This window comes from Flavobacterium sp. PS2 (genome assembly GCF_046250155.1).
Lineage (GTDB): Bacteria > Bacteroidota > Bacteroidia > Flavobacteriales > Flavobacteriaceae > Flavobacterium.
Window position 1 is genome coordinate 1,919,850 of record NZ_CP176426.1, and the last position, 23,647, is coordinate 1,943,496.

Here is a 23,647-nt window from a genome sequence, read left to right on the forward strand (position 1 = left end):
GCGTTATTTCTTCTGATTTAAAACAGCCTTAATCATTGCATCATTTTTAAGAATCACATCGTAATAGTAAATTTCGCCATACAATTGTCGAGCAAATTCAGCTGTAATATAACGACTAATGATTGCTTTATTTTTATCTAATTTTAAATCTAATCCGTTAATAGAAAGATATTTTTGAAACGATTTAAAATAATCATCCGTCGCATGCATTTTGGCGATAAACTCTTTATAGTTCAGTCCTGTGAATGCTTTTCGGTTTTTATCCAACTGCTCAAAAACAAAATGTCCTACGATACCCGTTTGTAGTAAATAAGCCGAGCCTTCGCTACCATGTTCCATTTCTATAGGTACAAAAACGTCTGGCACTATACCTCCACCTCCGTAAACAATTTTACCTTTTGGTGTTTTATATTTTAATGTATCAACAACCTTAATACTGTCTTTACTATATAACTCTCCGTTATTAAATCGTGAATCCGATTCTTTAAAGTAATCTTCGTTTCCGTGGCTATACGGTTTTTGGATAGAACGACCTGTTGGAGTGTAATATCTTGCAACAGTTAATCGCACAGCAGAACCGTCATTAAAATCCATTTCGCGTTGTACCAATCCTTTTCCAAAAGAACGGCGACCAATAATATTTCCTCTATCATTATCCTGGATTGCTCCTGCCAGAATCTCACTTGCCGAAGCACTATTTTCATTGATTAAAATAGATACTTTTCCGTTTTCAAAACTTCCGGCTCCTGTAGCAAAGGTTTTTTCGGTTTCGCCATTTTTATTTTTGGTAAAAACAATCAGTTGTTTATTTTTCAGGAATTCATCTGCAATCGCAACTGCTTCTTCCATATATCCTCCACCATTATCACGAAGGTCGATAATAAGCGACTCAATTCCATTTTGTTTTAATTTGGTTAAACCCGATTTAAACTCCGCAAAGGTGGTCTCTGCAAAACGATTGATTTTTATATATCCAGTATTTTTATCTAATAACATCGAGACATCAACACTTTTTATCGGAATAACGTCTCTCTTTATTTTGACTTTTAATTTCTTTTGTTCTGATTTTCTATAAACTGTCAGCTCTATCTCTGTTCCTTTTTCTCCTTTTAATTTAGCAAATAAACTATCTGAAGGGAGTTTTCGTCCAAACAATTTTGTTTTTCCTACGTATAAAATCCTATCGCCGGCTAGAATTCCTGCTTTTGCCGAAGGGCCATTTTCTACAGGTTTTATAATCGCAACGGAATCTCTATACATATAGAAATTTACACCAATACCCACAAAATCACCTTTCATACTTTCGGCAACTTCTGCTTGTTCGCTTGGCGGAATATAAACGGAATGGGGATCTAGTTTTGATAAAATATTATCTACTGTAAGGTTTACAATAGAATCGGTATCTACACTATCTACATACTCATTATTGATGAAATCAATTAATTTGTTGAGTTTGTTCTTAGAGTTGGTTTTAGCCAAAAACTGATCCTGTACTGGAGCATTTAACATACCTCCAAGGACAGTTCCCAGAGCTAAAGTTACTCCAATAACTATTGGCAAATATTTAGGATTGAATTTCATATGTAGTTAATATTTAATTTATGAGAACAGATTATTGCTATTCTTCATAAGTAACCGTGTATCTTGAAATTACTGTAACTTTATTCTTCTTCTAACACAGGAATATGTTCTACCTCTACGCCTGCTTTTATTAAGAATTGAATACCTGCATCATCACGATATCCGTTTTGGTAAACAACTCTTTTTATCCCCGATTGATGAATTAATTTACTACATTCTTTACATGGAGAAAGCGTTATATACAACGTTGCTCCTTCGCAAGATTGAGTAGATCGCGCTACTTTTAAAATAGCATTTGCCTCGGCATGCAAAACATCCCAGCGCGTTAATCCTTCTTCATCTTCACAACAGTTCTCAAACCCAGATGGTGTACCGTTATAACCATCAGAAATAATCATACGGTCTTTTACTATAATTGCACCAACTTGCTTGCGCTTGCAATACGACAACAAACTCCATTCTTTAGCTATTCTCAAATAGGCTTTGTCGTATCTATTTAATTTTTTCTTTTCCATTTTTTATCTGCTCCATATTTCGCTCTCAATAACCATCGGGATTACAACACCTATTATAAATGCCGACATCGCCAAAGTCCAGTCACGTTTTGAAAAACGAAAAACAGTCTGTACAATATATGAGATTATTAAAACTACAAAAACCACAATAATTTGAGCTGCCTCAATCCCTAATGCAAATTCTCCTAATGGTAATAATTTTGATGATGGACTGCCTCCTAATATTGTTTTAAAATAATTAGAGAATCCTAAACCATGAATTATCCCAAAGAAAAGTGTTATAAAAAACACTAAATTAATACTCTCTGTCTTGGATGATTTTCCTGCTGTAAAAAAATTAAAAAAGGCTGTTATTAAAATAGTTATCGGAATTAAAAATTCGACAATATTTACTTTAATAGTAACGATTCCGTAAACCGAAAGCAACAATGCTAATGTATGCCCAACTGTAAAAATAGTTACAAGAAGCAAAATTCTTTTCCAATCCTTAAATGCATAAGGAATGGTTAAAGCCATTAGAAACATTACGTGGTCGTAAGCATGAATATCTAGAACGTGTTTTAATCCTATTTGAAAATAAATCCAAAAATCTGACATGGGTATTTTAATTTAAAATTGATAAAGGGTGTGTAAACTTACGATTAATTTTGAAAATGGTAGATTGCTATTCTAAAATCATTAAATAAAAATAAGTTAAAATTGCAGTTTCTTCAATTATAAAAATTATGAGAAAATTAAAATTAAAAATTTAAAAATAGATTTATCTTTGTAATACAAAAAACCAATTAATTATGTCATTTTCAGATTTATTTGATAGCGAATTTAAACTAAGAAATAAAGGTCATTTTTCGGCTATTGTTCGCGTAGCTCTTGCAGACGGAAAAACAAATCAAGAAGAAAAAGCTTTTTTAGACAAGCTGGCTTCTAGATTAGAAATTTCGGACGAAGAGTATAAAGAGATTCTTGCAGATCCATTGAAGCATCCTATAAATGCGCCTTATTTGTATTCTCAACGTTTAGAGCGTTTATACGATTTGGCTCGTATGGTACACGTAGATCACCACATGGGAGATAGTCAGGAAATCATGTTAAGAAGACTTGGACTAGCACTAGGATTTACTCCAGGAAACGTAAACTACATTATTGCAAAAGCACTTTCATTAGTAGATAAAAAAGTAGATTTAGATACTTTTACTTTCGAAATGCAAAATATGAATAAATAGAAATATTCAGTATTCAGTATTCAGTCGCAGTATTCAGTTTACTAACTGGTACTAATATTAAAAAAGTTTGCAGTCGCAGTATTCAGTTCACAAACTGGTACTAAAAACTGAGACTGAAAACTAAAACAGGTACTAAAAAACAAAAACCCGACTATCACTAGTCGGGTTTTATTTTTATTACTTCGCTTTAAGCATAAACTCTTCAGCTTTTTCGACCATATTATAGCTTCCGCAAAAGAACGGAACGCGTTGGTGTAATTCGGTTGGGTTAATTTCCATGATTCTATTAAATCCATCAGATGCTTTTCCTCCAGCTTGCTCTGCTACAAACGCCATTGGATTACATTCGTACAATAAACGAAGCTTTCCTTTTGGTGCTTTACTGCTTGTAGGGTATAAATAAATCCCACCTTTAATCATATTTCGATGAAAATCGGAAACTAAACTTCCGATATATCTTGAAGTATAAGGTCTATCATCTTCTTCATGCTGACAATATTTAATATAATCTTTTACTCCTTGAGGGAAATGAACATAGTTCCCTTCATTTACAGAGTAAATATTTCCATCTTTAGAATATTTCATATTCGGGTGTGACAAATAGAATGTTCCAATTGCTGGATTCAGTGTAAATCCATTTACACCATGACCTGTTGTGTAAACCAACATAGTCGAAGTTCCATAAATTACATATCCAGCCGCAACTTGATTAACTCCTGGTTGTAAAAAATCTTCCAGTGTAACTGGAGTTCCTATTGGCGTAATTCTTCTATAAACCGAAAAAATAGTTCCTACAGAAACATTTACATCAATATTAGAAGATCCGTCAAGAGGATCCATTAAAACTACATATTTGTTGTTATGACTGTTGTCACTTCCTTGAACAGTGATAAAATCATCGTTTTCTTCTGAAGCGATTCCGCAAACAATTTCACGATTAATTAAGGTTTGAATAAAAACCTCGTTTGCATACACATCTAGTTTTTGCTGATCTTCTCCCTGAATGTTTTGTTCTCCTGCTGCGCCAACGATGTCGACCAAACCAGCTTTGTTTACTTTATAATTAACGACTTTGGCCGCCAATCGTATAGAGTTGATAATTCGGGAAAGCTCTCCCGACGAATACTGAAATGCTTTTTGGTTCTCAATAATAAACTCTCCTAGTGTTTTATTGCGTTCTTCCATTATACTATATCGTTGTAGATTTTTTTTTGAAGTCACAAATATCGCCTTTTTTGTGAAATTGATTTAAAAATTATTTAGTTAGTTTGTCCGTATTGTATATTTGTTAATCAAAAGTAAAAATTGAGTTCAAAAAAACCATTATTTTAGATATAAATACATTAATAATAAGAATTTATGAATATTAGAAAAGGAAACCCTGATGATATGAAAGCTGTTTTAGGCTTGATTCAGGAACTAGCCATATTCGAGAAAGAACCAGACGCTGTTTTGATTACAGAAAGTGATTTAGTTCGTGATGGCTTTGGAGAAAACCCTCTTTTTCATGTATTTGTAGCCGAGGTAGATGCCGAAATAGTGGGGATTGCTTTGTACTATTACCGATTTTCGACCTGGAAAGGAAAAACAATACATTTAGAGGATTTGATTGTAAAAGATAAAATGCGTGGATCTGGTTTAGGATTTGCTTTATACTCCGAAATAATGAAGCAGGCCAAAAAGGATAAAGTAAAAAGAGTTGAATGGAATGTACTCGATTGGAATACTCCTGCAGTTAAATTCTATGAAAATTCTGGTGCTAAAATTATCGAAGAATGGCGTGTTGTACAAATGGACGAAGCTGGAATAGATACTTTTTTAGAGAAAAACAAAAATTAAAAGACAATAGATAATATTAAGATATAATAAATAATGAGAGTATTCAAATTTGGTGGTGCCTCAGTAAAAGATGCTGAAGGAATTAAAAACGTTTATGACGTTTTACAAAAAGTAGGTTATGAAGATGTATTGCTTGTGGTTTCGGCCATGGGAAAAACCACAAACGCTCTTGAGGTTGTAATAAAGAATTATTTCGAAAAATCTTCTGAGTTAAGTTCATCTGTTCAAGAAGTAAAAAAATACCATAACCAAATATTATTAGATTTATTCGAAAATGAGAAACACGAAGTTTTTACTGCTGTAAAGGCATTGTTTTCGGAGTTAGAATACTTCCTTGCTCATAACAAATCTCCTAATTACAACTTTGTTTATGACCAAATTGTAAGCTTTGGAGAGTTAATTTCGACTACTATCTTAAGTCATTTTATGAATTTTATGGGCATCCAAACACAATGGATTGATGTTCGTAATTTTATAAAAACCAACGCTAATTACAGAGATGCCGAAGTTGATTGGGAATTAACTCAAAAAAATATTGGTAATAATGTAAAGCGAAAAATGCTAAATATTACTCAAGGATTCTTAGGTGCCGATGAAAACAACTTCACTACTACTTTAGGTCGTGAAGGTTCAGATTATACTGCTGCAATTTTTGCTTATTGCTTAAATGCCGAAAGTGTTACCATCTGGAAAGACGTTCCCGGAGTTATGAATGCTGATCCACGTTATTTTGAAAATGCAAGTTTACTTAATCAAATTTCATATCGTGAAGCTATCGAATTAGCCTTTTACGGAGCAACAGTTATTCACCCTAAAACATTACAACCTTTACAGAAAAAAGAGATTCCGTTGTATGTAAAATCATTTATAAACCCTTTGCTAAAAGGAACAAGTGTTTCTAAAGGTGTCGATTTAGAACCTTATTTGCCTTGTTTTATCGTAAAAAGAAACCAACTTTTGATTTCTCTTTCATCAATAGATTTCTCTTTTATCATGGAGGAAAACATCAGCGAGATTTTTGCTTTATTCCATGAATTTAAAATTAAAGTAAATTTAATTCAAAACTCTGCGATTAGTTTTTCTGTTTGTGTAGAAGATAAATTTGAGAATTTCAATGATTTGAATGCCATTCTTTCTAAAAAGTTCAAAGTTGATTTCAGCGAAAATGTAACTTTATATACAATTCGTCATTTTGATGATAAAGCTGCCGAAACTGTCGAAGAAAACAAAGTAGTTTTACTAAAACAAGTAAGCCGCGAGACTATGCAAATAGTAACAAAGGAATCTAATTAGTTTACTTTTAAAAAGTTAATTACAAAATTCAATATAATAATAAAGGCTTCATTTTTTTAAGTGGAGCCTTTATTTATGGTTTATGTTTTCTTTTTAAATCTTTTATTATCTGCTTCAATTCTAAAATCTCGACTTCATATTGTTTTATTATTTTTCTATAAACACTAAGTAGCGCAATTTCCGTCAAACGTTCCATAAATTTTTTATCATCAAATACTTTTGGATTTGGGTTTTCGAGAAAATAATTAAACTCTACATCTAACTCATTACAAATCTTATCTATTAACAAAAAGTCTATTTTTTTATTTTTTCCACTTTCAATATCACATAATGCTGTCAGGCTAATCCCTAATCGGTTTGATAATTCAAATTGTGATAACTTTTTAATTTTCCTTAACTCCATAATTTTAGCACCAACCATAGAAATTTTATTTAAGTGTTACTAAATTGTTTTTATAAAAATTAATTGTAATTCGTAAAAAACCATAAAAAATTTCGTTAACAAATGAATTTCTTTGTATTTACTCTCCTTCATTCCTTTTTAGATCTTTAATTATTTTTTTCAACTCTTTTATTCGTGCTTCATATTGTTCTATTATTTTATCTGACAATTGATTGATAATAAAACTTTCATTTAAATTATTACTCTCTTCCTTGTTCAGTCGACTTTCATTCATCATCAATTCGGCTGGGGTTATTTCGAAAAATTTACATATTTTACTAATATGGCTCGCCCAAGAACTACTCTCTCCTCTTTCTATCCTCGCATACGCAGACTGAGATATACACAAACAATCTGCCGCTTGCTCTTGCGACATATTCTTGCTTTTACGTAGCTGTTTTAGCTTATTTCCTACGATTACATTCATAATTTAACTTTTATACCGATTCAAACATAAGAAATATTTTACAACAATATAAATTCAGGGTAGAAATAACCGATTTTCGCATAAGAGTCGTTTGAAATCACGTGTAGATTTGTCATCAAATAAGTTATTACTAATCATTAAACTATGCATTATGAAAAAAATTAGAGAATTCGTTATAAGGCACCACATTTTTACTCTAGTTGCTTTTGTATTTATTTTTTTTAGTTGTACTAAGGATGAAATAGGTCGTGAAAGTAAGATGTCAAATATTGATAAAAACAATGCGACTAATTCTTTTACTGACGAAGATGTGTTTAAAGGGATTATGTTTCTTGAAGGTCCTCTAGCTAATAAATTAGATGATTTTAAAGATTTAAATTTTCGAACATTTATTAATGACAAAGCTCAAATGGATGAAATGTTAGTCCTTCAAAATAAAATTATAGAAACCATTAAGGAATCCAATCCAGAGTTTTTATCAAACTTTAGAGCAAAAATAGGATCAGGCGATTTTTATCAAGTAAAATATGGTATTGTAGATGCTGCTAATAAAATATCAGATGCTGCCTTTGGATTATTAAATGAAAGTAAAAAAGGAGGCACCGAGAATGACATGAATAAATTTATTAGTTTATTCACTTCAAAATATAAAATTAATGAACAATCTACAAAAGAAGAATTGCTTAATGCTATTCAGAGTATGAAATCAGACAAAAACACCAATAAAGTCGTATATCCAGCGCCTTACTATTCCGTTGCTGTTTGGTTATTAGCCGCAGCTGCAGCCGTCATCGTAATTGTCTTGTTTTTGCAAGAAGCACCACTACCACCATCACCTGATTTTTATGAGGATCCTGGTTACATAGATTCTGAGGGATACTTAATTGAAAAATTCCAGTCAGATGTCACTATAGAATTTACTGGTATTTAATTAAATATGGCAAGTTATTATCAAAGTGACTTGCCTATTTTAATAATTCACAACCATGAATAAAACATCGAAACCATCACTGATAGCGTTTTATAGTTCAGTTAGTATTGTTCTTGTAATATTTTTCACTATACTTTCCATTTATTTTGGAAACAATCCTCTTAATAATAGTTATACTGCTAAATCAAAATTTATTTCTGCATTCCCACAAGGCTGGGCTTTTTTTACAAAAAGTGCAAAAGAACCAGAATTCTATATTTTTGAGTGTTTTAATGGCAAAATTGAAATGAAAAATTTAAGAAATTTTTCTAATGATTATTACTATGGCCTTTCAAGACACAATAGAATATTGACTATAGAAGCAAGTACAATTTTAAATAAAATAAAGTCAGATTCAATAACTGGTTACAGATTAACAGCGAAAATAGCAGAAAATATAACTGAAAAAATAAATTTGGACACATTGAAATTTAATAAAATTAGTGTGTTTAAAAAAAATGTTCCCGATTTTAAAGGTAAATATTTATTTGTTAGTAAACATGCATTGCCTTGGTCATTATTAAATCAAAAACCTGATTATCCCTCATCCTTTATTGTATACGCTATAAATATTCACCAAGATGAATAAATTTATCTCTCATTTAGAACAAAAAATCATTTTTGATAATCGATTGATTTTTGTCAGATCTTTGCTAGCTTTTGGGGCTTTACTTACTATATGCTTTAACGATATAGATGAAGTAACAAATATGAATCTATTAATTCATAATGAAACCTCTTTTAAATTAGACGTTTTTCTTCAACATATTAGTCTTTTCAACTTGTTTAGTTCCTCGTTTGCAAAAACAATTTCAATTTCAATTTTATTAATAGTTTTTACTGGTTATTTCCCACAGCTATTTTCTTTATTGCAAACTTGGGTGCATGTTAGCATTTGTAATTCTTTTATTGCAATTGAAGGAGGTGACCAAATAGCATCCAATTTAAGTATGTTACTTATCCCTATTTGTATTTTTGACAATCGAATCAATCAGTGGAGCAATAATAAATTAATTATAACAAAAAGTAGAAAAGCAATAAATGTGTTTTTTAATACTTATTACTTTTTGATATTATTACAGGTGGCTATTATATATTTGCATGCTGGAGTGGGGAAAATATTTAATGATGAATGGAAAGATGGTACTTGTATTTATTATTGGTTTACTAATAATATTTTTGGAGCCCCTCTATGGCTGCAAAAAATATTATCCATTATTACACTTAGTCCATTTACTCCCCTAATAAGTTGGTCTGTAATAATTCTTGAATTAGGATTATTTGCCTGTATTTTAGCTACAGATAAACTGATTAAAAAATTGTTCTTGACTTTAGGTGTTTTTTTTCATTTAAGTATTGTGCTGACCCACGGTTTAATTACGTTTTTCTTTCCTATGACTGCAGCCCTTATTCTTTATCTAGATAATGAAAATAGTATTTATCAATATTTTGAAATGAAAATTAAAGCAATAAATTATGGAAAGAAACAAGAAACCAAGTAAAGAAACCAAAGACAACTGGCATAATGATTCTAACAATTGGATTTGGGGAATTTTTTATTACAACAAAGAAGATAAAAGAATGTTTCCTCCCAAAAGAAATAAGCTAATGGGATGGACAACTAATTTTGCAAATCCTAATTCTGTATTCATATTAATTATTATAATTGCAATACTATGTGTCTTGGGAAAATACATAAAGTAGTTTTCTTAAATTCAATTACATTTGATAGTAAAACTAAAATTCCAGTCGCAACATTTCACAATTATAAATACTACTTTTGACGTTTTGGAGTTAAAGTATTTATGTTTAAAAAATTACTCTTTTGGATTGTAATTCTTTTTTGTTCTGGACTTCATGCCCAGGAAATAAACACGCACTATAAAACCAAAAAAGTTGGTATCTCCAGAGATACTATTCACCTTGAAAACGTTAGTATCAATTCGAGTTTTTTCAAATTATACGACAACAATAAACAACCTATTGATAGCAGTTTCTACAAAGTAAATTTCCAGAAAGGAACATTACTTTTAAACGAAAAAATGATTTCGAATACTGATTCCCTAACAGTTGAGTATTTAAAACTTCCAGATATTTTAACCAAAGAGTATAAAATTTATGATTCTGACCGAATCGTAAGTAATGGTGTAACCTCTGAATCTTTATATCAAATACAACCTAAAACCAATAAAACTGTAACTCCTTTTGACGGATTAAATACTTCAGGAAGTATTACCCGAGGGATTACTATTGGTAACAACCAAAACACCGTTTTAAACTCCAATCTTGACTTACAGATTACAGGAAAAATATCTGAAAAAGTAAGTCTTCGTGCATCATTACAAGACAATAATATTCCGTTGCAAGATGGTGGTTACTCCCAAAAATTAGATCAATTCGATAATATATTTATTGAGCTTTTTAGTAATGATTGGGCATTACGAGCTGGAGATATTTTTCTTGAAAATAAAAAAACACAGTTCCTAAATTTCGACAAAAAGGTTCAAGGTCTTGCCGTTAATTTTAATTTTGGTGATGAAGATAGCAAAACCAATGTATTTGCTTCTGCCGCATTGGTAAGAGGGCAATATGCAAAAAGTAACATTACTGGGCAGGAAGGAAATCAAGGTCCTTATAAATTAACAGGTCAGAATGGTGAGTTATACATATTGGTAATTTCGGGTTCTGAAAGAGTTTATGTAAATGGTGTTTTATTAAAACGAGGCGAAAACAAAGATTATACTATTGATTATAATGCTGGGGAAATCACTTTTACTTCTCTTTTTACAATTACTTCGGAGATGCGTATAAGTGTTGAGTACCAATATACAAATCAAAATTATACCCGATTTGTAACGTATGCCGGAGTTACTCATGAAAATAAAAAATGGAGTTTTGGAGGGTATCTATACTCTGAAAATGACTTAAAAAACCAACCGTTACAACAAAATCTAACCAAAGAACAGGTAGAAATATTAAGTAATGCAGGAGATGATACAAATGCTATGATTGCTCCTTCGGCTTACGTTGACTCTTATTCGGACAATAAAATTCTTTACCGAAAAATAATGATAAACGGAACGGAAGTTTATGAATTCTCTAACGATCCAAAAGAAGAATTATACAATGTAAGATTCAATTTAATTGGCTCAAAATCTGCCAATTACATTCTTAGAAACGTAAATACAATTGATCGTATTTATGAATATGTTGCTCCTATAAATGGCATTCCGCAAGGAAATTATGCTCCAATTATTAAACTCGTTGCTCCAATAAAACTGCAAGTAGCTACTTTTTTGGGTAAATATAACCCAACCGAAAAAACAAGTTTTGATTTTGAAATTGGAGTTAGTAACAATGATGCAAATTTATTTTCGAGCATACAAGATGGAAATAATAAAGGAATTGCATCCAAAATAAACGCTAAGCAACGTTTATTTACCAGAAGTTGGAATCTGGATGCATTTGTAAATTATCAATTTATTCAGGACAATTTTAAATCGGTAGAACGCCTTTATAACATCGAATTTGATCGGGATTGGAATCTTCCTGCAAATCGATTTGGGAATCAGAGTTTATTAATTTCGGGATTAAATTTTGATTTATTTCCTCAAAAAAAGACCTCAGATATAGGATTACTAACCTATCAATTTGAAAACTTAGATTTTACCGAAAACTATTCTGGAAGCCGACATACCGTTAACGGTCTTTTTAAAGTAAAAAACTGGCTGATTCAGAACCAAGGTAGTTTACTAAATAGTAACAGCACAATATCGACTTCTAAGTTTTTAAGAAACCAAACTCAAGCCCGTTATCATTTTAATAAAAACTGGGTTGGTGGTACTGTACAACTTGAAGATAATCAAGAAAAGAATAAGGAAACCAATCAGTTTTCGGCTTTAAGCCAAAGATTTAATGAATATGGTTTATTTATAGGTCGTGGTGATAGTACCAAGGTTTTTGTAGAATTAGGCTTTTTAAAACGAAGCAATGATAGTTTACAAAACGGACTATTACAACGTGTAAACAACTCGCAGACTTATTATTTAAGATCTAAATTAATCCAAACTACCAAAAGTGATTTATCTGTATATGCGAGCTATAGAGTATTGAATTTTGAAGATGTGACTAAAAAAAGAGAACCATCACTAAATTCCAGAATTCTTTATAATGATCGTTTTTTCAATCAATTTATCCAAACTACTACTGCCTACGAAACCAGTTCGGGAACAATGCCGCAACAAGATTATACCTATGTAGAAGTTCCTGCAGGACAAGGAGTTTACACCTGGAACGATTACAACAATAATGGAATTCAGGAATTACAGGAATTTGAAGTAGCTGCATTTATTGATCAGGCAAAATACATTCGTATCTTTTTACCTAACCGGATTTATATTAAAACAAATCAGAATAAGTTTTCTCAATCGGTAACATTAAACCCAAACCAATGGTTAAATGAAACTGGAATAAAAAAGGTAATATCTTATTTTTATAACCAGACCTCGTTTATATTAGATCGAAAAGTAAAAAGTGATGGTGATCGTTTTGAACTTAATCCTTTTAATTCTTCAGATGAAAATGTGCTGGGGTTAAACTCCAGTTTCAGAAACAGTTTATTTTATAATCGTGGTAAACAAAAACATTCTACAACTTATACCTATTTACAAAACAAAAGCAGAAACTTACTTACAATAGGATCGCAACAGGCTAAAAATAGTTCACATCAATTACAATATTCTCATTTGTATGATAAAAGTTGGTTATTCGGATTTTTTACCAAAACCATACAAACTGATCTTATCTCTGAAAGTTTCCCAGAAAAAAACTATAAGCTAACAGGTTATCAACTTGCTCCAAAAATTAGTTATTTGTTTTCTAAAAGTACAAGTTTAGATTTCTTCTATGAAATTCAGAACAAAGACAATCAAATTGGAGAGGAAGAAACGTTAGAACAAAGCCGATTAGGAACATCTTTTTCTTATGCTGGTGATAAAAAAATCACATTAAATGGTGAGTTTTCATTTTATAAGAATAAATTTACAGGCAATGAATTTTCATCAGTAGGTTTTCAAATGTTAGAAGGTTTACAAACAGGACAAAATTTGGTATGGAGATTGCTATTGCAAAAAAACATCACTCAGTTTTTGGATGTTAATGTAAACTATCAAGGAAGAAAAGGCGAAACCGGACCAACTATCCATACAGGAAATGTTCAGCTAAGAGCTTATTTTTGATACATTTTCGAAAACATTACAATAAATTGATTAATTTTATTATAAACTTTAACACTTAAAAAACATGAAAAAATTATTATTACTTTGTTTTATGTTAGTTTTCTCAAGTAATTTTTACGCACAAGAAACTGCTGTAAAGACGACTAAAACCAAAGCTAAATCAGAAGCAACTAAAGAAAAAAAGACTGCTACTAAAAAGGCTACCGACACAAAAACTGCTACAGAGAAAAAAGCAACTAAAGAAAAAGCATCAGCAACTAAAAGTGTAGAAGATAAAGCTACAAAAACTAAAAGCGATGCTAAGGCAAAAACCACTAAAGCAGAAGAGTCAACTACAAAAAAAGCTGCCAAAGCAAAAACTGATGCTAAGACTGCAACTGATGATGCTACTAAAAAAGTAACTAAAGCTAAAGCTGACACAAAAACTGCTACTGAAAAAGTAGATAAAGCAAAAGCTGATACTAAAGCAACAACAAAATCTACTGCTAAGACTGCGACAAAAACAGTTAAAGAAACTAATGAAAAAGCACCTAAAGTAGCAGATAAAGTTACTGGAGAATATAATGGCAAAAAAGTATATACGGGACCAAGAGGTGGTAAATACTACATTAATTCTAACGGAAACAAAACTTATATTCAAGACTAATCAATTTTTCCTGATACAATTAAAAAGGCTAGACTTCTTATAGCGTCTAGCCTTTTTGCTTTTACTAAAATAATAACTTAATATTTTAGTAATCATTTATAAATAAGGAAAAGACTTACTGTTTGTAACTTTCGCAGGGTTAACTTAACATAACCCAATTCTATATGAATTTAGATTCAACTAATAAAACTATTTTAATTGCTCCATTAAATTGGGGCTTAGGTCACGCCACAAGATGTATCCCGATAATTAAAGCATTGCAAGAAAACAATTACATTCCAATAATTGCCTCTGATGGTATTGCTTTAGAGCTATTACGAAAAGAATTCCCATATATCCAAACACTCGAATTACCTTCTTACCAAATAGAATATGCCAAGAATGGCAAAAATTTTAAGTGGAAATTAATCAAAAATTGTCCTAAAATGATTGAAGCCATTTTGGACGAAAAAAAAATGGTAAAATCGTGGATTAAAAAATATGGTATCGACGGTATTATTTCTGATAATCGTTTGGGTGTTTACAGTGATAAGATACCATCGGTTTTTATTACGCATCAATTAAATGTAATGACTGGAAACACGACTTGGTTTACCAGTAAATGTCATCAATATTTTATAAAGAAGTATACTGAATGTTGGGTTCCCGACATAAAAAAGAATCCTAATTTAACTGGAAAATTAGGCCATTTAAAATCAAAAAAAATCAAGTTAAGATACATAGGTCCTATGAGCCGAATGCGCAAGAAGGAAACGCCTAAAGTATATGATTTAATGGTTATCTTATCTGGACCAGAACCTCAACGTGGTTACCTCGAAGAGAAATTAAAACAAGAAGTTATTCGCTACGACGGAAAAGTAGTTTTTGTGAAAGGCATTGTCGAAAAAGACCAAAAAAAGGAAATCATCGATAATGTTACGTATTACAATTTCATGAATACACGCCAGCTAGAACAAACTTTTAACGAAAGTGAGCAAATCTTATGTCGCTCAGGCTATACAACCGTAATGGATTTGGTAAAACTAGAAAAGAAAGCTTTTTTTATACCAACTCCTGGTCAATATGAGCAATTATATCTTGCTGAGAAACTACAGGAAGAAGGCCTTGTTCCTTACGCATTACAAGATGATTTTAAGATTGAGGATATTGCGAAAATTAAAGAATACAAAGGATTACCTCAATATAAGAAGAAAGCAAAATGGAGTTCATTATTTTCTGTTTTCGAAAAATAATAAACTCCATCCTATATGTTTTTTATATTTTAGAAATTAAATTGAGCTTGTAATCTCAGTAAATTTCCTTGTTGGCGATTAATTGGTAATGCGCTATCTTCAAAAGTTCTATCAGCAATAACATATTCTGCTGTAAACTCTAATGCTTTTAGAGGCTGCCATTCTATTCCAATTTCATAATCTCTAACTACATAACTTCTGGCATCTTTTTCATATTTTTTTCCTCCGTCATAATATTGAAATTTTGCAAAAGGATATAATAGTTGTTTTCCTAAATCTAATTTATAATTTAATAAAACATAACCTCCATTTATATTTGTAACATCGACACTATTAGTAGTCTTGTCATAACGTGGTCCTTTACCTATGTTATACTCCGTTTGGATTCCAAAAGGTCTAGGGTATAATACAAAAGTTGCTCCTACTCGCTGATCTTTTACATATTGTTTGTTATCTATTGCAACTCCAGTTGAAATTTCGTTGGTAAATGCCCATTTCCCTGAATAAGCCTGGATTCCTGGTTCAATAATCTGGCTTCCTATTACGAAAGGATAAGTTACTCTTGCTACAACATTTAAGTCTCTGTTGCTATCTAACTTATTTGCGATTTGCCCGTTGTAAACTCCAAAAGCAAAAACACCATAATCGCCAGAACCTTTGTAACCATCTTTAACTAACATTTCGAAACGTTCTCTTATTTTGCTAGGTGCCCAATAAAAAAACACTCCTAAGTCACGTTCATTTAATATAGCACTATTCATAGCATCATTTCTATCCAAAGCAAGTCGAACAGAACTAGATTGCATATTCTCAAAACCATAAGGAATTTTACTTTGTCCTACACGAACACGGTATTCTCTTTTTGGATCAAATGAGAAATCAAAAAATATGTCTCTAATTTGAACAAAATTATTGATTCCAGTGCTTGGTGAACTTGCAAAATCGGGTTGGAAATAAAAATATATATTTGGGTGTATTTGACCAGAAAATACTAATCGTGCACGTCTTATAAAAAACCCATTATTAGATTTTGCATCTGGTTCTGTAGATGTTGTTCCCCAAGATCTATCACACTGTTCGCATGAAACTTTATCATTGGTAGAAAACAAACCATTATATCTTATCTGAACATAACCTCGTAATGAGATTTTATCATACCAATGATCTTTTTCTTCTTTTTGAAGAATAGGTTCAATCTTTGGTGCTGTTATTATTGCAGTTTCTTTTGCCTTATTAATAGAGTCTAAAATACGAACTACCTCTTTCTTTATCTCATCTTTGTTTACCTCTTGTGCATGCGTTAAGCCCGCCGCTAAAGATAAAGCTACCACTAAAAATTTTCTCATCTTATTTTTTTAAACTCCTCGTTCAGAGTGCAAAAATCACCCATCAAAGTTAACATAACGTTACCAAGATGTTATTATTATGAAAATTTAATATTAAGAGAGAATCGGCAACTTTAAATCGAGGTTAAATCATGAGAATTTTATGCTGATCTGAGATGATCTAATTACAATTACTTAACTTCAAGATTAGCGCTTTTGTGGGCTTTTTCGAGAGTAAATGAAAACTCAGAACCTATCCCAAACTCACTCTCAACATACACTTTTTCTTTATGGGCTTCAATAATATGCTTTACAATAGCAAGTCCTAAACCAGAACCACCTTCTGACCTGGCTCCACTTTTATCTACTCTATAAAAACGTTCAAAAAGTCTTGGTATATTTTGTTTCTCTACTCCTTCTCCATTATCACTAATACGAATAAGTACTTTTTTCTTTGTAAGATTCACAACCCCTACCTCTGTAGTTCCGCCTTGCTTACCATATTTAATTGAATTCACAATCAAATTTTCTAGTATCTGTTGAATTCTGTCTTTATCTCCTTTCACCAAAATCGGCTGAAGAATTTTCTTTTCATAAGTTAACTTAATCTTCTTTTTATCAGCTTTCATTTCTAATAAATCAAAAACATTCTGAATAAGTTCGACAATATCAAAATCGGTGATTATCAAGTTTAAATCGCCTGTTTCTAATTTAGTGATCATGTCTAAATCTTCGACAATATAAATTAATCGTTCTACTCCTTTTTCGGCACGTTTAAGATATTTTTTTCGAATGGTTTTGTCTTCCATTGCTCCATCTAATAAAGTCGAAATATATCCCTGAACTGTAAACAATGGCGTTTTAAGTTCATGCGAAACATTACCTAGAAATTCTCGACGGTATTCTTCACGAATCTCGAGCATTTCGATTTCTAACTTTTTATCGGTTGCAAATTTTTTGACTTCACGCGAAAGCGTTTCCATATCCGTAGTGATCGGCTGGTTGATAAGTGTACTGGATTCCAATAACGAAACCTCATCGTAGATTTTCTTTACTCTGCGATAAATAAAACGTTCTACTCGGTATTGTAAAACCATAAACGAGAACGCATATACCGACACAAGAAAGACAAGACTGAATGGTAATAAATGTTCTGTTCTATTTTTGAAGAATAATAAAACTAGAATTACTACAAATCCTGTAGCAAAGAGACTTATATATAGTGCTGACTTTACAGCAAACTTATAGGTTTTTTTAAAACTTATTTTCATTTAGTTCATGGATAGCTTCTACAAAGATAATTCTGATTTCTTTGCATTATGCTTTTGGTTGGTAATCTTTATTTTAAACCTCGAATTTGTAACCTACTCCTTTGATGGTTTTAAATAAATCTTCTCCAATTTTTTCTCTTAATTTTCGAATGTGTACATCAATCGTTCTTCCGCCTACAACTACTTCATTACCCCAAACTTTATCAAGTATTTCATCACGCTTGAATACTTTTCCTGGTTTTGAAGCCAATAAATAGAATAATTCAAATTCTTTTCTAGGCAAAGCGATTTCTATATTATCTTTTACGATTTTATATTCTTCACGATTAATTTCGATTCCACCTACGTTTAATGTATCACTACTAACTTCTTGTTCTTTTAAACGTCTCAATAATGCTTTTACCTTACTTACTAGTAATTTTGGTTTAATAGGCTTAGTGATATAATCATCCGCTCCAGCATCAAAACCAGCTACTTGTGAATAATCTTCACTTCTTGCAGTTAGGAATGTAATGATAACGTTATTTAGTTCAGGTATTTTTCGGATGTGTTCACAAGCTTCCATACCATCCATTTCAGCCATCATAACATCCATTATTATAAGATCTGGCAATTCCTTTTGTGCTTTTGCAATTGCATCTTTTCCGTTTGAGGCTGTAATTATTTGATACCCTTCTTGAGATAGGTTATATCCAACAATTTCTAAAATATCCGGTTCATCATCTACTAGTAAAATCTTAGTTTGTGTTTTTTTCATAAAATAGCAAAAAATTGGGTTATCTCATTGATACTTATACGATATAATATTCAATGATTGTAGTTGCGAGTGTAAAGGTAATAATAAATCAACTGTTAAAAAGTAGTGTTAACCGTAATTTAATCTCATAACAATTTCATAATATATTAGAGACAAAACAATAACAAGCAGCTAACACGAACTTTACAAAGCCGTCTTTTATTTGCAAAAAAATAAACAAACAACAAACGAAAATGAAATTCAACTTAAAATTTCTATTTATTACATTATTTATTTGTGCTGTTTCTATGGCTCAGACCAAAGGTACAATTTCTGGGGTTTTAACAGACAAACAAACTAATAATGAAGCACTACCATTTGCAAATGTCCTTATTAAAGGAACAAACAACAGTGCAAATACCGACATCGATGGTAAATATTCGATAAACATAGCTCCTGGTAGCTATACTGTAATTTATAGTTTCTTGGGGTATGAAACTGTAGAAGTTCCAGTAATTGTTAAATCGAATGAAACTACAACTGTTAATCAAGCGTTATCTTCGGGGAGTTATACGCTAAAAGATGTTGTAATAAAAGCTTCGCCTGTAAGTAAACAAAAAGAATCTGCTTTACTTTTAGAACAAAAAAATGCAGTTGCCTTTAAATCTGCTATTGGTGCAGAAGAAATTTCAAGAAAAGGAATTAACGATGTTGCAAATGCAGTATCTAAAGTAAGTGGTGTTTCTAAAAATGACGACTCAGGAAATGTTTTCGTAAGAGGATTGGGTGACCGTTATAATGTTACTACTTTAAACGGACTTCCATTACCATCAAACAATCCTGCGAATAAAAATATCCTTTTAGATATTTTTACTACTAACATTGTAGATAATATCGGAGTAAGTAAAACATTTGAGGCTCAAAATTATGCGGATTTTGGTGGAGCAAATATTGACATCAGTTCAAAAAAATTCAGCGGAAAACCTTTTATCAGCTTTTCAATAGGAACAGGTGCCAATACAAACGTCTTGGGGCAAGATCATTTCTATTTACAAGACGGACCTTCTTACACTGGATTCAAAAAAGTAGGCGTTCCTAATTCTCCGCTTCAACCATATAATTATTCAACGAGCTGGGACAGACAAGAAAACAAAAATGTATTGAATGCATTCTACACACTATCTGCAGGAAAGAAGTTTAATATAAATGACGAAAGCTCAATAGCAACTTTTGTTACAGGTTCTTTTAGTGCAAGAAATAAATTTACAGAAGGATATAGCAGAGGCGGGATTAGTGCTGACGGAGATATCTTTTCAGATTTTTACAGAACAGCATACAAACATAACACTACAACAACTGTTATGGCTACGGCTGATTATAAAATCAATAATAAAAACTCAATCTTCTTTACTTCTTTATTCTTAAATTCAAGTGATCAGGATTACAGTGAGTATGAAGGAACTAACCAGAATTTTGACGGTGGTGGAGACGCTCATCAACAAATTTCAGGTTTTATCAAACGTGGAACATTTGAAAGAACTCAATTAATTGTAAACCAATTAACAGGGAAAAACAAATTCAACGATCAGTGGAATTTAAATTGGGGAGTAGGATACAGCATGTCTGACAGCGCAATACCAGATCGTATGCAAAACTCTTTTGTACATGCACCTAATGGCATTGACTATACATTTTTCACCAATTCAAACATCAATAATCACCGATTTTTTCAGGACTTAAAAGAGAATGAAATCGCTGCTAATATTGCATTATCATATAATTTCAGCAAAAAAAGCGATGACACATACAAAGGAAAAGTAACTGTTGGTTATTCAGGAAAGTTCAAGGATGTAGATTACAAAATGGAGCAATATTCATTCTTCCCAAACAGAACTACAATTTCTTTCCCTAAAGAAGACATACATCACGTAGACAACTATTTAGACCCTGCACATTGGGGTTCATCTTACTCAAACAGAATTAGCCAATTGTATAATGGAAATTTATATATCAATGCTGCGTTCGCTAATGTTCAATACTCTTTAACTGATAGATTGAGTGTGATATTAGGTGCGAGACTGGAACAATTGACTCAGAATGTTTCCTATATCACAACCACAGTTCCTGATGGGGATAGTTCAGATGAGTCAAAGTTTAACATATTACCAAGTTTAATTTCAAAGTATACCTTGAATGAAAAGCAGAATTTAAAATTCTCTGCAAGTAAAACATATACGTTACCTCAGTTTAAAGAAAAAGTGCCTATTATTTACGAAGATGTCGCACAAGCATACGAAGGAAACCCTAATTTGTATGCTTCAACAAATTATAACTTTGATTTAGGATGGGAATTTTTTCCTAAGGCAGGCGAATTAATTTCTGTTACTGCATTTGGAAAAATCATTCAAAATCCAATCAACGAAATGTTCCTTAATTCATCTTCAAATGATATTACTTATGCTAATACAGGAGACAAAGCAACTGTAGCAGGGGTTGAATTAGAATTTAGAAAAGACATTTTTGAAATTGAAAACAGTAACAACCTAAAGACAAAACTTTCGTTTGATGCCAATGGATCTTACCTTTATACAAATCAGGATTTAAGTAATGAGAAAGTAAATAACGAAAATGATTTTGGGGCAAACTTTACTTTTACAGAGAGTAAATTAACAGGGGCTTCTAATTTCCTTGCCAATGCTAACTTATCATTTTTAAATGAATTCAGAGAAGGTCAGGATATAACTACAACAATATCATACTCTTATTTTTCAGATAAATTAGCTGTTATTGGAACCGGACAAGTAGGAAACTTAGTTGATAAAGCTGTAAATAAACTAGACTTTATCGCTAATGCAAGTTTGACTAAAAACTTAAAATTAGGCTTTATTTACAATAATATTTTAAACCCAGCTTTCAATCGTGTACAAGAACAAGGAAAAGTACCAGGAAAAGAATCTGTTGGTGATATTACTGCAATTTCATATAAAGCAGGTTCAGATTTTAGACTTACTTTAAGCTATACATTCTAAAAGTAAAACCATAAAAATTTCAAAAGGTGATTAGTATTATCTAATCACCTTTTTTTTATTTATCAAAATTCAATGTAAATTTTACATTAAGCGGGTTTATTTTTTACTCAATATACTTAATATATTGTTAATATGGTCTTAACTCAGCAAAAACATATGTTCGTTTACTTTGCCTTAAATAAATCAAAACAATAAAACACAACAAAATGAAAAAATCATTATTTGCGATGACTGCAATATTAGGACTTGCTTTAACAAGCTGTAGTTCTGATGATAACAACAACAAAAAGGACGAAAACAAAAGTAATTTCGTATTAAAGGTTGACGATTTAAAAGGAGACATCAATGAAGGTGTTGTAACTTTAGACCCTACTAAAACTTACACTTTAACTGGAGGTTTAGTTGTTAAAGGTGGAGCTACTTTAGTAATTCCTGCCGGAACGGTAATTAAAAGTTCTGCTACTGCAGAAGCTACTTCTTTATTCATTGCTGTAGAGAGAAATGCTAAAATCAACATCAATGGTACTGCTGCTAAACCAGTTATTATGACATCTGGAAAAGCTACTCCTGCTCAAAGTGACTGGGGTGGATTAATTATCGCTGGTAATGCAAAAGTGAACACTGGAGACAATGGTACTTCTGAAGTAGGTGCTTTAAGCTATGGAGGTAATAACAATGCAGATTCTTCTGGAAATATCAACTTCTTAAAAATTTCTTACACAGGTTCTAAATACACTGCTGAAAAAGAATACAATGGAGTTTCTTTCTTCGGGGTAGGTTCAGGAACAATAGTATCTGATATCTACACTTTTGAAAGTGGTGATGACGGAATTGAATTCTTCGGAGGAGCAGTAAACGCTTCTAACTTAGTAATTATCAATTCTTATGATGATTCATTAGATTTTGCTGACGGATGGCAAGGTACTGCTACAAACGTTTACATCAAAGGTGTTACTAAAGCAGGTGTTGAAGGATCTACCAATCAAAAAAATCCAAGTACAGCTGTTCCAATGACTGATGCTAAAATCATTAATATCTCTATCATTAAAGGTGATGCTGCTTTCCCAGCTGACGAAAAATCAATCAACTATAAAGAAGGTGGTGGAAAACAAGCTTACACAAACTTATATGTTGCTGATGGAATGCCTAAAGACCTTACTAAATTATCAACTGATGCTGGTGCAACTGCAAATATCGCTGCTGGTAACTTTACTATCACAAACTATACTTTTGGAGCTTCTGTAACTGTTTTTGATGGTGCTAAATTATCAGGAACAACTACTGGTGCAACTGGTGCTGGTGCTGGTGCTGAATTACCTACTTGGGGTAACTGGACTAAGTAATTAAATAAAGTTTTAGAAAAACACACAATTCTTTATTGATTAGTTGATTTCTAATAACTTCGAAATAAAATGTTAAAAACATCCTAAATTTATAGGATGTTTTTTTTTGGCGTAGTTTTTGAAAACTTTTTTGTATATTTACTAATACTAAATTTAAGTGATGGCAAAAAACTACTTTTATATTACATTCTTATTGGCTTTTTTCTTTACTGTAAGTGTCTCGGCACAAGACAGTAAACAACTGCCAAAACCGCAAGACGGCACTGTTATAGAGGGCTTAAGTTTGTACCCAAACCCTGTGAGCAACGGTAAAGTATACATTTCGTCTAAAAATGATTTAGAAAAAGAGATAACCATTTTTGACGTACTGGGGAAAAAAGTCCTACAGACACAAATAAGTTCTAAAGAGCTTAATGTTTCTAATCTTTCGCCAGGTGTTTATATCATAAAAATAAACGAAGAGAACGCAACTGCAACTAGAAAGCTAATTGTCAGGTAATTTTTAAAAATAAAAACATAAAAAAGCTCCAAAGTAATT

Annotated in this window: 22 protein-coding genes; 13 read left to right on the forward strand and 9 right to left on the reverse strand. The window is 31.6% G+C overall.

Annotation, left to right across the window (positions count from 1 at the left end):
* Positions 1–3: 3 nt before the first annotated feature.
* From ACJ6WR_RS08155 to ACJ6WR_RS08165, 3 genes are all read right to left on the reverse strand, one after another.
* Entirely contained in the window at positions 4–1,581 is a 1,578-nt protein-coding gene (locus tag ACJ6WR_RS08155; RefSeq protein ID WP_409417547.1) for a S41 family peptidase, read from the reverse strand.
* Positions 1,582–1,661: 80 nt separating this feature from the next.
* A complete protein-coding gene (locus tag ACJ6WR_RS08160; protein WP_039115914.1) occupies positions 1,662–2,096 on the reverse strand; it encodes a deoxycytidylate deaminase in 435 nt (144 codons plus the stop codon).
* A gap of 3 nt (positions 2,097–2,099) precedes the next feature.
* The gene (locus ACJ6WR_RS08165) at positions 2,100–2,693 is read right to left on the reverse strand and encodes a HupE/UreJ family protein (protein WP_409417548.1); all 594 of its coding nucleotides are present in this window, start codon (positions 2,691–2,693) and stop codon (positions 2,100–2,102) included.
* 194 nt (positions 2,694–2,887) lie between these two features.
* Between ACJ6WR_RS08165 and ACJ6WR_RS08170 the strand changes: the two genes are divergently transcribed.
* Positions 2,888–3,319, forward strand: a complete 432-nt coding sequence (locus ACJ6WR_RS08170) for a TerB family tellurite resistance protein (RefSeq protein WP_035617301.1) — start codon at positions 2,888–2,890, stop codon at positions 3,317–3,319.
* A 177-nt stretch (positions 3,320–3,496) separates the two neighbouring features.
* Here the strand turns inward: ACJ6WR_RS08170 and fbp are convergent, their stop codons facing one another.
* Positions 3,497–4,504: a class 1 fructose-bisphosphatase gene (gene fbp / locus ACJ6WR_RS08175; RefSeq protein ID WP_039115912.1), complete on the reverse strand. Its 1,008-nt coding sequence runs from the start codon at positions 4,502–4,504 to the stop codon at positions 3,497–3,499.
* Positions 4,505–4,678: 174 nt separating this feature from the next.
* On the opposite strand from fbp, the gene ACJ6WR_RS08180 reads away from it, so the two are divergent.
* Positions 4,679–5,158 (forward strand): GNAT family N-acetyltransferase, encoded by a 480-nt coding sequence (locus ACJ6WR_RS08180; RefSeq protein ID WP_086895211.1) that lies wholly within the window; start codon positions 4,679–4,681, stop codon positions 5,156–5,158.
* Between the two features lie 33 nt (positions 5,159–5,191).
* Positions 5,192–6,451, forward strand: coding sequence for an aspartate kinase (locus tag ACJ6WR_RS08185; protein ID WP_039115910.1), 1,260 nt, complete (start codon positions 5,192–5,194; stop codon positions 6,449–6,451).
* Between the two features lie 73 nt (positions 6,452–6,524).
* Here ACJ6WR_RS08185 and ACJ6WR_RS08190 read toward each other — a convergent pair whose 3' ends face one another.
* Both ACJ6WR_RS08190 and ACJ6WR_RS08195 read right to left on the reverse strand, forming a co-directional pair.
* Positions 6,525–6,872, reverse strand: a complete 348-nt coding sequence (locus ACJ6WR_RS08190) for a helix-turn-helix domain-containing protein (protein WP_039117875.1) — start codon at positions 6,870–6,872, stop codon at positions 6,525–6,527.
* A gap of 100 nt (positions 6,873–6,972) precedes the next feature.
* Positions 6,973–7,320 carry a helix-turn-helix domain-containing protein gene (locus ACJ6WR_RS08195; RefSeq protein WP_039115908.1) on the reverse strand — a complete coding sequence of 116 codons (348 nt, stop codon included), beginning with the start codon at positions 7,318–7,320 and terminating at the stop codon, positions 6,973–6,975.
* 151 nt (positions 7,321–7,471) lie between these two features.
* Between ACJ6WR_RS08195 and ACJ6WR_RS08200 the strand changes: the two genes are divergently transcribed.
* The 7 genes from ACJ6WR_RS08200 to ACJ6WR_RS08230 all read left to right on the forward strand — a co-directional run bounded on the left by ACJ6WR_RS08200 (position 7,472) and on the right by ACJ6WR_RS08230 (position 15,405).
* Entirely contained in the window at positions 7,472–8,251 is a 780-nt protein-coding gene (locus ACJ6WR_RS08200; protein ID WP_039115907.1) for a hypothetical protein, read from the forward strand.
* A 55-nt stretch (positions 8,252–8,306) separates the two neighbouring features.
* Positions 8,307–8,879, forward strand: a complete 573-nt coding sequence (locus tag ACJ6WR_RS08205) for an SdpA family antimicrobial peptide system protein (protein ID WP_039115906.1) — start codon at positions 8,307–8,309, stop codon at positions 8,877–8,879.
* Positions 8,872–9,792: a hypothetical protein gene (locus ACJ6WR_RS08210; RefSeq protein WP_039115904.1), complete on the forward strand. Its 921-nt coding sequence runs from the start codon at positions 8,872–8,874 to the stop codon at positions 9,790–9,792. Before ACJ6WR_RS08205 ends, ACJ6WR_RS08210 begins: the two co-directional genes overlap by 8 nt.
* The gene (locus tag ACJ6WR_RS08215; protein ID WP_039115902.1) at positions 9,767–9,994 is read left to right on the forward strand and encodes a DUF5808 domain-containing protein; all 228 of its coding nucleotides are present in this window, start codon (positions 9,767–9,769) and stop codon (positions 9,992–9,994) included. The genes ACJ6WR_RS08210 and ACJ6WR_RS08215 overlap by 26 nt, the downstream gene beginning before the upstream one ends.
* Before the next feature lie 101 nt (positions 9,995–10,095).
* Positions 10,096–13,527 (forward strand): hypothetical protein, encoded by a 3,432-nt coding sequence (locus ACJ6WR_RS08220; RefSeq protein ID WP_409417549.1) that lies wholly within the window; start codon positions 10,096–10,098, stop codon positions 13,525–13,527.
* Between the two features lie 64 nt (positions 13,528–13,591).
* Positions 13,592–14,173, forward strand: coding sequence for a hypothetical protein (locus tag ACJ6WR_RS08225; RefSeq protein WP_039117880.1), 582 nt, complete (start codon positions 13,592–13,594; stop codon positions 14,171–14,173).
* Between the two features lie 164 nt (positions 14,174–14,337).
* Positions 14,338–15,405 (forward strand): glycosyltransferase, encoded by a 1,068-nt coding sequence (locus ACJ6WR_RS08230; RefSeq protein WP_409417550.1) that lies wholly within the window; start codon positions 14,338–14,340, stop codon positions 15,403–15,405.
* Positions 15,406–15,434: 29 nt separating this feature from the next.
* Here ACJ6WR_RS08230 and ACJ6WR_RS08235 read toward each other — a convergent pair whose 3' ends face one another.
* From ACJ6WR_RS08235 to ACJ6WR_RS08245, 3 genes are all read right to left on the reverse strand, one after another.
* The gene (locus ACJ6WR_RS08235) at positions 15,435–16,751 is read right to left on the reverse strand and encodes a porin (RefSeq protein ID WP_039115896.1); all 1,317 of its coding nucleotides are present in this window, start codon (positions 16,749–16,751) and stop codon (positions 15,435–15,437) included.
* Between the two features lie 170 nt (positions 16,752–16,921).
* Positions 16,922–18,001 carry a sensor histidine kinase gene (locus tag ACJ6WR_RS08240; protein ID WP_409417551.1) on the reverse strand — a complete coding sequence of 360 codons (1,080 nt, stop codon included), beginning with the start codon at positions 17,999–18,001 and terminating at the stop codon, positions 16,922–16,924.
* Positions 18,002–18,074: 73 nt separating this feature from the next.
* Positions 18,075–18,758 carry a response regulator transcription factor gene (locus tag ACJ6WR_RS08245; protein WP_035617332.1) on the reverse strand — a complete coding sequence of 228 codons (684 nt, stop codon included), beginning with the start codon at positions 18,756–18,758 and terminating at the stop codon, positions 18,075–18,077.
* 233 nt (positions 18,759–18,991) lie between these two features.
* Between ACJ6WR_RS08245 and ACJ6WR_RS08250 the strand changes: the two genes are divergently transcribed.
* The 3 genes from ACJ6WR_RS08250 to ACJ6WR_RS08260 all read left to right on the forward strand — a co-directional run bounded on the left by ACJ6WR_RS08250 (position 18,992) and on the right by ACJ6WR_RS08260 (position 23,608).
* Positions 18,992–21,766: a TonB-dependent receptor domain-containing protein gene (locus ACJ6WR_RS08250; protein ID WP_409417552.1), complete on the forward strand. Its 2,775-nt coding sequence runs from the start codon at positions 18,992–18,994 to the stop codon at positions 21,764–21,766.
* Positions 21,767–21,972: 206 nt separating this feature from the next.
* The gene (locus tag ACJ6WR_RS08255) at positions 21,973–23,109 is read left to right on the forward strand and encodes a hypothetical protein (protein ID WP_323491375.1); all 1,137 of its coding nucleotides are present in this window, start codon (positions 21,973–21,975) and stop codon (positions 23,107–23,109) included.
* 160 nt (positions 23,110–23,269) lie between these two features.
* Complete coding sequence (locus ACJ6WR_RS08260) at positions 23,270–23,608, forward strand: T9SS type A sorting domain-containing protein (RefSeq protein ID WP_039115888.1); 339 nt, start codon at positions 23,270–23,272, stop codon at positions 23,606–23,608.
* Positions 23,609–23,647 lie beyond the last annotated feature (39 nt).

What these genes read in the sequence shown, in the direction of transcription:
- ACJ6WR_RS08255 (WP_323491375.1), top strand. Translation starts at nt 21,973, where the DNA reads ATGAAAAAATCATTATTTGCGATGACTGCAATATTAGGACTTGCTTTA.
- ACJ6WR_RS08220 (WP_409417549.1), top strand. Translation starts at nt 10,096, where the DNA reads ATGTTTAAAAAATTACTCTTTTGGATTGTAATTCTTTTTTGTTCTGGA.
- ACJ6WR_RS08180 (WP_086895211.1), top strand. Translation starts at nt 4,679, where the DNA reads ATGAATATTAGAAAAGGAAACCCTGATGATATGAAAGCTGTTTTAGGC.
- ACJ6WR_RS08215 (WP_039115902.1), top strand. Translation starts at nt 9,767, where the DNA reads ATGGAAAGAAACAAGAAACCAAGTAAAGAAACCAAAGACAACTGGCAT.
- ACJ6WR_RS08190 (WP_039117875.1), bottom strand. Translation starts at nt 6,872, where the DNA reads ATGGTTGGTGCTAAAATTATGGAGTTAAGGAAAATTAAAAAGTTATCA.
- ACJ6WR_RS08170 (WP_035617301.1), top strand. Translation starts at nt 2,888, where the DNA reads ATGTCATTTTCAGATTTATTTGATAGCGAATTTAAACTAAGAAATAAA.
- ACJ6WR_RS08160 (WP_039115914.1), bottom strand. Translation starts at nt 2,096, where the DNA reads ATGGAAAAGAAAAAATTAAATAGATACGACAAAGCCTATTTGAGAATA.
- ACJ6WR_RS08165 (WP_409417548.1), bottom strand. Translation starts at nt 2,693, where the DNA reads ATGTCAGATTTTTGGATTTATTTTCAAATAGGATTAAAACACGTTCTA.
- ACJ6WR_RS08235 (WP_039115896.1), bottom strand. Translation starts at nt 16,751, where the DNA reads ATGAGAAAATTTTTAGTGGTAGCTTTATCTTTAGCGGCGGGCTTAACG.
- ACJ6WR_RS08245 (WP_035617332.1), bottom strand. Translation starts at nt 18,758, where the DNA reads ATGAAAAAAACACAAACTAAGATTTTACTAGTAGATGATGAACCGGAT.
- ACJ6WR_RS08200 (WP_039115907.1), top strand. Translation starts at nt 7,472, where the DNA reads ATGAAAAAAATTAGAGAATTCGTTATAAGGCACCACATTTTTACTCTA.
- fbp (WP_039115912.1), bottom strand. Translation starts at nt 4,504, where the DNA reads ATGGAAGAACGCAATAAAACACTAGGAGAGTTTATTATTGAGAACCAA.
- ACJ6WR_RS08240 (WP_409417551.1), bottom strand. Translation starts at nt 18,001, where the DNA reads ATGAAAATAAGTTTTAAAAAAACCTATAAGTTTGCTGTAAAGTCAGCA.
- ACJ6WR_RS08230 (WP_409417550.1), top strand. Translation starts at nt 14,338, where the DNA reads ATGAATTTAGATTCAACTAATAAAACTATTTTAATTGCTCCATTAAAT.
- ACJ6WR_RS08260 (WP_039115888.1), top strand. Translation starts at nt 23,270, where the DNA reads ATGGCAAAAAACTACTTTTATATTACATTCTTATTGGCTTTTTTCTTT.
- ACJ6WR_RS08250 (WP_409417552.1), top strand. Translation starts at nt 18,992, where the DNA reads ATGAAATTCAACTTAAAATTTCTATTTATTACATTATTTATTTGTGCT.
- ACJ6WR_RS08225 (WP_039117880.1), top strand. Translation starts at nt 13,592, where the DNA reads ATGAAAAAATTATTATTACTTTGTTTTATGTTAGTTTTCTCAAGTAAT.
- ACJ6WR_RS08210 (WP_039115904.1), top strand. Translation starts at nt 8,872, where the DNA reads ATGAATAAATTTATCTCTCATTTAGAACAAAAAATCATTTTTGATAAT.
- ACJ6WR_RS08205 (WP_039115906.1), top strand. Translation starts at nt 8,307, where the DNA reads ATGAATAAAACATCGAAACCATCACTGATAGCGTTTTATAGTTCAGTT.
- ACJ6WR_RS08155 (WP_409417547.1), bottom strand. Translation starts at nt 1,581, where the DNA reads ATGAAATTCAATCCTAAATATTTGCCAATAGTTATTGGAGTAACTTTA.
- ACJ6WR_RS08195 (WP_039115908.1), bottom strand. Translation starts at nt 7,320, where the DNA reads ATGAATGTAATCGTAGGAAATAAGCTAAAACAGCTACGTAAAAGCAAG.
- ACJ6WR_RS08185 (WP_039115910.1), top strand. Translation starts at nt 5,192, where the DNA reads ATGAGAGTATTCAAATTTGGTGGTGCCTCAGTAAAAGATGCTGAAGGA.